At 61.3% G+C, this 11431-nt stretch carries 11 protein-coding genes; all 11 read left to right on the top strand.

Annotation, left to right across the window (positions count from 1 at the left end; translation table 11 throughout):
- Positions 1-446 precede the first annotated feature (446 nt).
- The 11 genes from HCF10_RS03145 to HCF10_RS03095 all read left to right on the top strand — a co-directional run bounded on the left by HCF10_RS03145 (position 447) and on the right by HCF10_RS03095 (position 11415).
- Positions 447-917, top strand: coding sequence for a YchJ family protein (locus HCF10_RS03145; RefSeq protein WP_167654855.1), 471 nt, complete (start codon positions 447-449; stop codon positions 915-917).
- 23 nt (positions 918-940) lie between these two features.
- Entirely contained in the window at positions 941-1423 is a 483-nt protein-coding gene (locus HCF10_RS03140) for an LEA type 2 family protein (protein WP_131697231.1), read from the top strand.
- Positions 1420-1620: an SEC-C metal-binding domain-containing protein gene (locus HCF10_RS03135; protein ID WP_003189235.1), complete on the top strand. Its 201-nt coding sequence runs from the start codon at positions 1420-1422 to the stop codon at positions 1618-1620. Before HCF10_RS03140 ends, HCF10_RS03135 begins: the two co-directional genes overlap by 4 nt.
- A 166-nt stretch (positions 1621-1786) precedes the next feature.
- Positions 1787-4228, top strand: a complete 2442-nt coding sequence (locus HCF10_RS03130; RefSeq protein ID WP_167654854.1) for a penicillin acylase family protein — start codon at positions 1787-1789, stop codon at positions 4226-4228.
- Between the two features lie 138 nt (positions 4229-4366).
- Entirely contained in the window at positions 4367-5371 is a 1005-nt protein-coding gene (locus HCF10_RS03125) for a ligase-associated DNA damage response exonuclease (RefSeq protein ID WP_131697233.1), read from the top strand.
- Entirely contained in the window at positions 5368-7002 is a 1635-nt protein-coding gene (locus HCF10_RS03120; RefSeq protein ID WP_145335022.1) for an ATP-dependent DNA ligase, read from the top strand. Before HCF10_RS03125 ends, HCF10_RS03120 begins: the two co-directional genes overlap by 4 nt.
- A gap of 234 nt (positions 7003-7236) precedes the next feature.
- Positions 7237-8016: a transporter substrate-binding domain-containing protein gene (locus HCF10_RS03115; protein WP_131697235.1), complete on the top strand. Its 780-nt coding sequence runs from the start codon at positions 7237-7239 to the stop codon at positions 8014-8016.
- A gap of 57 nt (positions 8017-8073) precedes the next feature.
- Positions 8074-8802 carry an ABC transporter permease gene (locus HCF10_RS03110; protein ID WP_131697236.1) on the top strand — a complete coding sequence of 243 codons (729 nt, stop codon included), beginning with the start codon at positions 8074-8076 and terminating at the stop codon, positions 8800-8802.
- On the top strand, positions 8799-9509 hold the full coding sequence (locus HCF10_RS03105; protein ID WP_090408453.1) for an ABC transporter permease: 711 nt from the start codon (positions 8799-8801) through the stop codon (positions 9507-9509). Before HCF10_RS03110 ends, HCF10_RS03105 begins: the two co-directional genes overlap by 4 nt.
- A 9-nt stretch (positions 9510-9518) precedes the next feature.
- Positions 9519-10637, top strand: a complete 1119-nt coding sequence (locus tag HCF10_RS03100; RefSeq protein ID WP_167654853.1) for a succinylglutamate desuccinylase/aspartoacylase family protein — start codon at positions 9519-9521, stop codon at positions 10635-10637.
- 13 nt (positions 10638-10650) lie between these two features.
- Complete coding sequence (locus tag HCF10_RS03095) at positions 10651-11415, top strand: ABC transporter ATP-binding protein (RefSeq protein WP_131697238.1); 765 nt, start codon at positions 10651-10653, stop codon at positions 11413-11415.
- The last annotated feature ends 16 nt before the right edge of the window (positions 11416-11431 follow it).

Genomic DNA, 11431 nt, shown 5'->3' with positions numbered 1-11431 from the left:
CGGTTAGCTATTTCAGGACTTCGAGCAGAAACATGGTTCTGCTGAATCGACAGGCTACAGACCTTAGTGAGTGCCTGCAGTGACGAACTGGAGCGAGACTCGCATCTGGCATTCAACCCATTGAAATCCAAGGTATTTATTTTATTGTCGAAGCAGGAAAGGGGGCCCCCACCACTGCTTAAGGCAAAGAGGCGCCTACAAAACCCGGGGCGATTCAAACATCGGTTATGCGCTCATACTTGTTTGCGCGTATAGCATGACCTCATAGACTAACCTTCACCTATGACGAACGCTTGATGAGAGGCTTGCCGTAGACCTGCAATGAGGCAGATGGCGGTCGCTAATTTGCAACACGCGCTTGGGGTAAGCGAAACAAGTTAATTTAGGTCAGCGACTGATTTATGAAAAATAAAACACATATAACTGTTAGCAGAGTACCTGATCAAATGAGTACATCCATTTGCCCCTGCGGCAGTGGCAACCTGCTGGATGCCTGCTGCGGCCATTATCACGCCGGGCACCCGGCCCCCTGCGCCAGCGCCCTGATGCGTTCACGCTACAGCGCCTATGTGCTGGGCCTGGTGGACTACCTGGTCGCCACCACTTTGCCCGCGCAACAGGCTGGCCTGGACCGTGAGACCATCGGAGCCTGGAGCGCCCAGAGCACCTGGCTCGGCCTGGAGGTTGAAAGTTCCGAGGTGTTCGGCGGCCAGCCGGAACACGCCTTCGTGACCTTTACCGCACGCTGGCATGACAGCACCGGTGAACATAGCCACCGCGAGCAGTCTTCTTTCGTACAGAATGATGGGCGTTGGTACTTCATCGATCCCACGGTGGAAGTCAAAGCCGGACGCAACGATGCGTGCCTGTGCGGCAGTGGGCAGAAATTCAAGAAGTGTTGTTCCAGCTACCTCTAATTCCCTACCACAGGACCAACGCCATGCTTCGGATCTACAGCTTGATGCTGGCGTTAATCTTTGGCCTGACCGGTTGCGTCTCCTGGTTCGAAGACAATTCGCCCCCACCCCACGTCTCCCTGGTGAAAGTCGAAGTGGTGCGGGCCAAGCTGCTGGAGCAGAAATTCAAGCTGTACTTTCGCGTGGATAACCGCGACGACTCGGACCTGACCGTGCGTGGGCTGATCTACAAGGTCACCCTGGATGATTTTGTGCTCACCGAAGGCGAGTCCAATGAATGGCTGACTGTACCGCCCAAGGGCCATGCATTTTTCAAGGTGTCGGTGCGCACCAACCTCTGGCCGCAGATCCGCGATGTGGTGCAGATGCTGAAAAAACCCGACAAGCCTGTGCCGTATCGTCTGGAGGGGGAACTGAAAACCGGATTATTCATCGGTTATGACGTGCAGGTGAACCACAATGGCGAGATAATCCCCGGCGATTTTATCCCGGAGCGACATCGATGACTCAGCAACCCCATGTCCATGGTCCTGACTGCAACCACGATCACGATCACCATGATCACGACCACGGCCATGTCCACGGCCCGAACTGCGGCCACGCTCACCAGGAGCCGGTGCGCAATGCGTTGAAGGACGTTGGCCGCAACGACCCTTGCCCGTGCGGCAGTGAGAAGAAATTCAAGAAGTGCCACGGCGCGTAAGTTGCGCTGAAGGCCAAGGTGGGAGGGCACAAGCCCCCTCCCACACCGATCTGCGCCAGGCTTAAGTTTAAGTACTCATGTGTTTACACAACTCCTGCTTGCGTCGTTTCACCGCGCTCACTAACGTAGCGCCTTTACTGACGCTACCCCCCGCAGGAGCTTTGCCATGGCCTCGCCAGCCCTCTCACATTTTCTTCCCCGGTTCGGCGTTGCCGCGGCAGTGGCCAGTGCATTAAGCCTGGCCGGTTGCCAGCTCCAGAGCACCCAGGACACCCTGCCCCCCGTTGCCGGCGTACAGCCGATCAAGGGCCTCGCACAGAATGTTTCGATACGCCGCAACGCCCAGGGCATGCCGCTGATCGAAAGCAACACCTTCCACGACGCGCTGTTCAGCCTCGGTTATGTGCACGCCAGTGACCGCATCACCCAGATGGTCACCCTGCGCCTGCTGGCCCAGGGCCGCCTGGCGGAGATGTCCGGGCCTGAGGTGCTGGATGTGGACCGTTTCATGCGTGCGGTCAATCTGAAAAAAAGCGCCGGCGAGCTGTATAACGCCTCGTCGCCGCGCCTCAAGCGCTTCTTCGAAGTGTATGCCCGTGGCGTCAACGCCTACCTGTTCCGCTACCGCGACAAGCTGCCGCCGGACCTGGCCCAGACCGGCTACAAGCCGGAATACTGGAAGCCGGAAGATTCGGCGCTGCTGTTCTGCCTGTTGAATTTCAGCGAGTCGGCCAACCTGCAGGAAGAGCTGGCGTCGTTGCTGCTGGCACAAAAAGTCGGTGCGGACAAACTCGCCTGGCTGACGCCGAGCGCGCCGGATGAGCCGATCCCTCTGGCCGAGGCCGAGAAACTCAAGGGCGTGAACCTCAGCCAGATCACCGGCCTGGCCGGGCTGGACACCGTCAGCCAGCAATTGAGCAGCCTCAACTCGCTGGGCGTTACCACGTCGAGTAACTGGGCCATCGGCCCGCAACGCAGCCGCAGCGGCAAAAGCCTGCTGGCAGGCGACCTCGCCGCCCAGCCGCAGGCGCCGTCACCGTGGAACTACGTGCAGATTCGCGCACCGAAATACCAGGCCGTCGGCGCCTCGATTGCCGGCCTGCCGACCCTGTTGTCCGGTTTCAACGGCAACGTGGCGTGGAGCATGAGCACGGTCAAGGGCGATACCCAGGACCTGTTCCTGGAAAAGGTCAAACGCCAGGGCAGCGCGTTGTACTACGAGAACAACGGAAAATGGCTGCCGGCAGCGGTACGTAACGAAACCTTCTTCGTCAAGGGCCAACGCTCGATTCGCGAAGTGGTATACGAAACCCGCCACGGCGCCCTGCTCAACAGCAGCCAGGCCCTGACCAGCGGCTTGGGCCTGGCCCTGCAAACCGCCGACTTCAAGGATGACAAGAGCCTCGACGCGTTCTTCGACCTCTCCCGCGCGCAAAACGCCGGCAAGGCCTCGGACGCAACCCGGAACATTCGCGCCATTGCCTTGAACATGATCTTCGCCGACGCCAGCAGCATTGGCTGGCAGGTCACCGGCCGCTTCCCCAACCGGCGCGAAGGCGAAGGCCTGCTGCCCTCGCCCGGCTGGGATACGCGCTTTGACTGGGACGGTTACGCCGACGCGATGCTGCACCCCTATGACCAGGACCCGGCTCAAGGCTGGATCGGCACCGCCAACCAGCGCACCGCGCCGCGTGGCTACGGCATGCAGTTGTCCAACTCCTGGGATGCACCGGAGCGCAGCGAGCGCCTGGCGCAACTGGCCAATGCCGGCAAGCACGACAGCCGCAGCATGATCGCCATGCAGTACGACCAGACCACCACTTTCGCCGCAAAGCTCAAGACCATGTTCCAGGCACCGGGCATGGCCCAACCGCTGAAACAGGCGATTGATGCGCTGCCAGCCGCCGAGCAGGCCAAGGCACGGGAAGCGCTGAAGCGCCTGATGGCGTTCGATGGGCGCCTGGTGTCCACCTCCGCAGACGCCGCGCTCTACGAGCTGTTCCTGCAGGAAAGCACCCGGCAGATCTTCCTTGACGAGCTGGGCCCGGAAAACAGCGCCAGCTGGAAAGCTTTTGTCAGCAACGCCAACCTGTCCTATGCCGCCCAGGCCGACCACCTGCTGGGCCGCGAAGACAGCCCGTTCTGGGACGACGTGCGCACCGCGCAAAAAGAAGACAAACCCGCCATCCTCGCCCGCAGCCTGGCCGCAGCGATCAGCGCCGGCGACAGCCAACTGGGCGCTGACCACAAGGCCTGGCAGTGGGGCAAGCTGCACAGCACCACCTGGAAAAACACCAGCGGCCAAGTGATTCGCGGCCCACTGGCGTCCGGTGGCGACCACAACACCTTGAACCCGGCGCCGTACAACTGGGGCCAGGACTTCAACACCACCCAGGTGCCGGCGCTGCGCATGATCGTCGACTTCGGCCAGCTGGAACCGATGATGGGCCAAGGTGGTATCGGCCAATCCGGCAACCCGGCGAGCCCGAACTACGCCAATGGCATCGACCCATCGCTCAAGGCGCAATACCTGAGCTTCCCGATGCAGCCGCAGAACTTCGAGAAGGTGTATGGCAAGGCCAGGTTGACCCTGACCCCAGGCAAGTGACCTGACTTCCACCTGACGAAACCGGATCCAGATGTGAGAGGGGCTTGCCCCTCCCACATTTGGCCCACATGCATTCAGATAGAACTTCTGCGCTCGCCCCCGCCTCATACCTGATAAGCCCATCGCCCCGGTCAGCCCATGGATCTTGTCATCGCCCGGCCCGAAGGCCTCTACTGCCCCGCCGGAGATTTCTACATCGATCCCTGGCGCCCGGTGGAACGCTCTGTCATCACCCACGCCCACGGCGACCACGCTCGCAGCGGCAACCAGCACTACCTGGCCGCCGCCCCCGGCGAAGGCATCCTGCGCTCGCGCCTGGGCCAGGACATCAACCTGCAAACCCTGGCCTATGGCGAACAACTCGTGCACCACGGCGTGACCCTGAGTTTTCACCCAGCCGGGCATGTACTCGGCTCGGCCCAGGTGCGCCTGGAATACCAAGGCGAAGTCTGGGTGGCTTCAGGCGACTACAAAGTGGAACCCGATGGCACCTGTGCGCCTTTCGAACCGGTGCGTTGCCACACCTTTATCACCGAATCCACCTTCGGCCTGCCGATCTACCGCTGGCAGCCCCAGGCGCAGATCTTTGCCGGGATCAACGACTGGTGGCAGGCCAATATCGCCGCCGGCAAAGCCAGCGTGTTGTTCTGTTATTCCTTCGGCAAAGCCCAGCGCATCCTGCATGGCATTGATGCCAGCATCGGCCCGATCCTCAGCCACGGTGCAGTCGAGCCCTTGAACCGGGTGTACCGCGAAGCCGGAATCTACATCCCCGAAACCCTCTACGCCGGAGATTTCAAAAAGACCGACCCGTTGCTGCGCCAGGCCCTGATCATCGCACCGCCGTCCGCTGGCGGTAGCAGTTGGATCAAGCGCTTTGGCGACTACAGCGATGCCTTTGCCAGCGGCTGGATGCGCCTGCGCGGTACCCGGCGGCGGCGCGGGGTGGACCGGGGGTTCGTGCTGTCGGACCACGCCGACTGGCCCGGGCTGCTGTGGGCCATCGAACAAACCGGCGCCGAACGGGTGATGGTCACCCACGGTTCTGTCGGCGTATTGGTACGCCACCTGCGGGAAAAAGGCCTGGATGCCCAGGGCTTCACCACTGAATACGGCGATGACGAAGAAGAGGCCACGGCATGAAAGCCTTCGCCGAGCTGTACGCCAACCTCGACGCCACCACCTCCAGCAATGCCAAGCTCGCAGCCCTGCAAACCTACTTCCTGCAAGCGCCGCCGGAAGACGCCGCATGGGCCGTGTATTTCCTGTCTGGCGGGCGCCCCCGGCAATTGGTGCCCACGCGCCTGCTGCGGGACATGGCCACCGAAGCGTCCGGCATCGAACCGTGGCTGTTCGAAGAAAGCTACCAGTCTGTAGGCGACCTGGCCGAGACGATTTCCCTGCTCCTGCCGGAATCCACCTACACCTCCGAGGACGGCCTGGCCGTATGGCTGGAAGAAAAACTCCTGCCGCTGCGTGGCCTGTCGCCCCTGGACCTGGCCGAACGGTTGCCGGCGTTATGGGCGCAACTGGACCAGCCAAGCCTGATGGTGTGCATCAAGTTGATCACCGGCAGCTTTCGCGTCGGCGTGTCTAAATTGCTGGTCACCCGCGCGCTCGCAGCCATGGCCGACCTCGACAGCAAGCGCGTGGCACAGCGGCTGGTGGGCTACACCGATTTATCCAACCGACCGACAGCCGAAGGCTACCTCAAGCTGATCGCCGCCGAATCATCCGACGAACATGCACAACGGGGCGGACAGCCCTATCCGTTTTTTCTCGCCCATGGGCTGGCGCAACCGGTGGAGCAATTCGACGCCTTGCTCGGCTCCCCCGCCGACTGGCAGGTGGAATGGAAGTGGGACGGCATTCGCGCGCAACTGGTCAAGCGCGAAGGCCGGCTGTGGATCTGGTCGCGGGGCGAAGAGCTGGTGACCGAACGCTTCCCCGAACTGCACAGCCTGGTCAGTGGGCTGCCCGATGGCACGGTGATCGATGGCGAGATCGTGGTCTGGAAGGACGCGGTGCAGCCCTTTGCCCTGCTGCAACAACGCATTGGCCGCAAGACCCTGAGCAAAAAGGTGCTCGACGATGCACCGGTCGCCGTCCTGGCCTATGACCTGCTGGAACATCAGGGCGACGACTGGCGCAACCACACCCAGGCTGAACGCCGTGCCCAACTGGAACAGGTGATTGCCCAGTGCAACCAACCTGTGCTGATGCCCTCGCCACTGCTGACGGGCGCCACATGGCAGGACCTGGCACAACAACGCGAAGCCTCCCGCAGCCTCGGCGTGGAGGGCATGATGCTCAAGGCACGCGACGGCCTGTACGGCGTGGGCCGAACCAAAGACATGGGCCTGTGGTGGAAGTGGAAAGTCGACCCCTTCAGTGTCGATGCGGTGTTGATCTATGCCCAACGCGGCCATGGCCGACGCGCCAGCCTCTACAGCGATTACACCTTTGCCGTTTGGGATGGCCCGCCCGGCAGCGAGCGAACCCTTGTGCCCTTCGCCAAGGCCTATTCGGGGCTGACCGACGAAGAGATGCGCAAGGTCGACGCCATCGTGCGCAAGACCACCGTGGAGAAGTTCGGCCCGGTCAGCAGCGTGACGCCAAGCATGGTGTTCGAGTTGGGGTTTGAAGGCATTGCCCTGTCCAAGCGGCATAAGAGCGGGATTGCGGTGCGCTTCCCACGGATGTTGCGTTGGCGGCAGGACAAGACGATAGAGGAGGCCGACAGCCTGGCCACCCTGCAAGATCTTCTGGCCTGACATAAATTCACCACCCCTCCCACATTTGAATGTCCTTATGACCTGAAATGGTGCGATCAATTTTCAACGCCCATTTTCGGGCATCTCCTACACTCATGACTCCCTTGTCCCACCTTTTAAAACGCTCATTCGGAACTATGGTGCAGAAATTGCTACTCGTGATCCGTCTGACACCGTTCAGTAACAGTCCTAAACGCGCCACAAGCGCTTATCTTGGTTTCCAGGGATTACATAATGAAAAAAGCATTGCTGACCCTTTCTGCACTGGCTCTGTGCATGGCCGCCGGTACCGCGCTGGCCAAGGAATACAAGGAACTGCGTTTTGGTGTCGATCCGTCCTACGCTCCGTTCGAATCCAAGGCAGCCGACGGCAGCCTGGTGGGCTTCGATATCGACCTGGGCAATGCGATCTGCGCCGAACTGAAAGTGAAGTGCAAGTGGGTCGAAAGTGACTTCGACGGGATGATTCCAGGCCTCAAAGCCAACAAGTTCGACGGTGTGATTTCGTCCATGACCGTGACCCCGGTGCGTGAGAAGGCCATCGACTTCTCCAGCGAACTGTTCTCCGGCCCGACTTCGCTGGTGTTCAAGAAAGGCGCGGGTTACTCGACGCCAGAGTCCCTCAAGGGCAAATCCGTGGGCTACGAGCAAGGCACCATCCAGGAAGCCTACGCCAAGGCCGTGTTGGATAAAGCCGGTGTAACCACCAAGGCCTACGCCAACCAGGACCAGGTTTATGCCGACCTGACTTCCGGTCGTCTCGACGCTTCGGTGCAGGACATGCTGCAAGCCGAACTGGGCTTCTTGAAGTCCCCGGCCGGTGTCGGCTACGAAGTCAGCGCCGCCATCGATGACCCATTGCTGCCATCGAAAACCGCCATCGGTATCAAAAAAGGTAACACTGAACTGAAGGCCCTTTTGGATAAAGGTATCAAAGCGTTACACGATGATGGCACCTACGCCACCATCCAGAAGAAACACTTCGGCGATCTGAACCTGTACAGCGGCAAATAATGCCTGGGGCGCCCCTTCTCTCAAGGGGCGCTTTTTTATCGCCATAGGTCCTGATTTATGTTCGAAGAACTGTTGCAAACCCTCGGGCTGAGCGCACTCAGCTTGAAGGGTTTCGGCCCGTTGTTGCTGCAAGGCACCTGGATGACCATCAAGTTGTCGGTGCTGTCCCTGGCCGTCAGCGTATTGCTGGGCCTGCTCGGCGCCAGCGCCAAGCTTTCCAGCCTGCCCTTCCTGCGCATCCCCGCCCAGCTCTACACCACACTGATTCGCGGTGTACCGGACCTGGTGCTGATGCTACTGATTTTCTACAGCCTGCAAACCTGGCTCACCAGCCTGACCGACTTCATGGAATGGGAATATATCGAGATCGACCCATTCAGCGCCGGGGTGATCACCCTGGGCTTTATCTACGGTGCTTATTTCACCGAGACGTTTCGCGGCGCGATCCTCGCCGTCCCCCGTGGCCAGCTGGAAGCCGCCACGGCCTATGGCCTCAAGCGCGGGCAACGCTTCCGCTTCGTGACCTTCCCGCAGATGATGCGCTTTGCCCTGCCGGGTATCGGCAACAACTGGATGGTGATGCTCAAGGCCACGGCCCTGGTGTCGATCATCGGCCTGGCGGACGTGGTCAAGGCCGCCCAGGATGCCGGCAAAAGCACCTACCAGCTGTTCTACTTCCTGGTGCTCGCCGCACTGATCTACCTGTTGATCACCAGCGCGTCCAACTTCGTCCTGCGTCGTCTTGAACGTCGCTACTCCGCAGGCTCACGGGAGGCGGTGCGATGATCGAACTCTTGCAGGAATACTGGCGCCCCTTCCTTTATAGCGACGGCCAGCACATCACCGGCCTGGCGATGACCATGTGGTTGCTCAGCGCCGCTCTGGTCATCGGCTTTGTGGTGTCGATCCCGCTGTCCATCGCCCGTGTATCGCGCAACCCGCTGGTACGCTGGCCGGTGCAGTTCTACACCTACCTGTTCCGTGGCACGCCGCTCTATATCCAGTTGCTGATCTGCTACACCGGCATCTACAGCATTGCCGCCGTGCGTGAACAACCGGTGCTGGATGCGTTCTTTCGCGATGCGATGAACTGCACGATCCTGGCCTTCGCGCTCAACACCTGCGCCTACACCACCGAGATTTTCGCCGGTTCCATCCGCAGCATGGCCCACGGCGAAGTCGAGGCCGCCAAGGCCTATGGCTTGAGCGGCTGGAAGCTGTACGCCTACGTGATCATGCCGTCGGCGTTGCGCCGCTCGTTGCCCTACTACAGCAACGAAGTGATCTTGATGCTGCACTCGACCACGGTAGCGTTTACCGCGACGATTCCAGACATCCTCAAGGTGGCGCGGGACGCCAACTCGGCCACGTTCATGACGTTCCAATCATTCGGCATCGCCGCGCTGATCTACCTGACCGTGACCTTTGCCCTGGTCGGTTTGTTTCGTCTGGCGGAGCGCCGCTGGCTGGCGTTTCTCGGGCCAAGCCATTAAGGAGCCTTCATGCGTCATCAGGTACACGATCTGATCGCGCCGGTGCCCGGCACGGCGCGGCAGATTCACAGTTTCCACTTCGGCCCCGAACACGCCGAAGGCAAGGTCTATATCCAGTCGTCGCTGCATGCCGATGAACTGCCGGGCATGCTGGTGGCCTGGCACTTGAAGGTGCGCCTGGCCGAGTTGGCCGCCGCCGGGCGCTTGCGCAGCGAAATCGTGCTGGTGCCCATCGCCAACCCGGTGGGCCTGGAACAGGTGTTGATGGATATCCCGCTGGGCCGCTACGAGTTGGAAAGCGGGCAGAACTTCAATCGCCTGTTTGTCGACCTCAGCGATACCGTCGGCGATCAGGTCGAGGGCTCGCTCGGCGATAACCCGCAAAAAAACGTCGAACTGATTCGCGCCGCGTTGAGCGCTGCCCTGGCCATGCAAATCGCGGAGACCCAGTTGCACTCCCAACGCCTGGTGTTGCAACGCCTGGCCTGCGACGCCGACATCGTGCTGGACCTGCATTGCGACTTCGAAGCCGTGGCGCACCTCTACACCACGCCCGAAGCCTGGCCGCAGGTGGAACCGCTGGCGCGCTATCTCGGCTCGGAGGCCAATTTGCTCGCCACCGACTCCGGCGGGCAGTCCTTCGATGAGTGTTTCACCCTGGTGTGGTGGCAGTTGCAGCAACGTTTCGGCACGCGCTTCCCGATCCCCATGGGCAGCTTTTCGGTGACCGTCGAGCTGCGCGGCCAGGGCGACGTCAACCATGGGTTGGCCGCCCTCGACTGCCAGGCAATCATCGACTACCTGATCCACTTCGGCGCGATTGCCGGTGACGCAGCGCCGCTGCCGGCACTGCCCTACCCCGCTACGCCCCTGGCCGGTGTCGAACCCGTGGCGACACCGGTGGGCGGCTTGCTGGTGTTCAGCGCCCTGCCCGGTGAATACCTGGAAGCCGGGCAACTGATCGCCGAAATCATCGACCCCATTACCGACCGCGTAACGCCCGTGCACTGCCAGAAGGCCGGACTGCTTTACGCCCGTTCGCTGCGCCGTATGGCCACTGCCGGGATGGTCATCGGCCATGTCGCAGGCACCGAGGCCTACCGCAGCGGCTATCTACTTTCGCCTTGAGGATGCACGCCCCATGTACAAATTGACCGTTGAAGGCCTGCATAAAAGCTATGGCGACAATGAGGTGCTCAAAGGTGTCTCGCTCAAGGCCAAGACCGGTGATGTGATCAGCCTGATCGGCGCCAGCGGCTCGGGCAAAAGCACCTTTTTGCGCTGTATCAACTTCCTGGAAACCCCCAACGACGGCGCCATGACCCTCGACGGCCAGCCGATCCGCATGGTCAGCGACCGCCATGGCATGCGCGTGGCCGACGATGCCGAACTGCAGCGCCTGCGCACGCGGCTGGCGATGGTGTTCCAGCATTTCAACCTGTGGAGCCATATGAGCGTGCTGGAAAACATCACCATGGCCCCGCGCCGGGTGCTGGGTTGCAGCAAGAAGGACGCCGAAGACCGCGCCCGTCGCTACCTGGACAAGGTGGGTTTACCGGGACGGGTAGCGGACCAATACCCGGCGTTCCTGTCCGGTGGCCAGCAGCAACGGGTGGCCATCGCCCGCGCCCTGGCCATGGAGCCGGAAGTGATGCTGTTCGACGAACCCACCTCGGCCCTCGACCCGGAACTGGTGGGTGAAGTGTTGAAGGTGATCCAAGGCCTGGCCGAGGAAGGCCGCACCATGATCATGGTGACCCACGAAATGAGCTTTGCGCGCAAGGTGTCCAGCCAGGTGCTGTTCCTGCACAAGGGCCTGGTGGAAGAGCAAGGCGCGCCAGAGGATGTGCTGGGCAATCCCAAGAGCGAGCGCCTGCAACAGTTCCTGAGCGGCAATTTGAAGTAAACCTTTGCGACGCCTG

The sequence above is a fragment of the Pseudomonas sp. B14(2022) genome, from assembly GCF_012030485.1.
Lineage (GTDB): Bacteria > Pseudomonadota > Gammaproteobacteria > Pseudomonadales > Pseudomonadaceae > Aquipseudomonas.
This window is presented reverse-complemented; position numbering and strand designations above follow the sequence as displayed.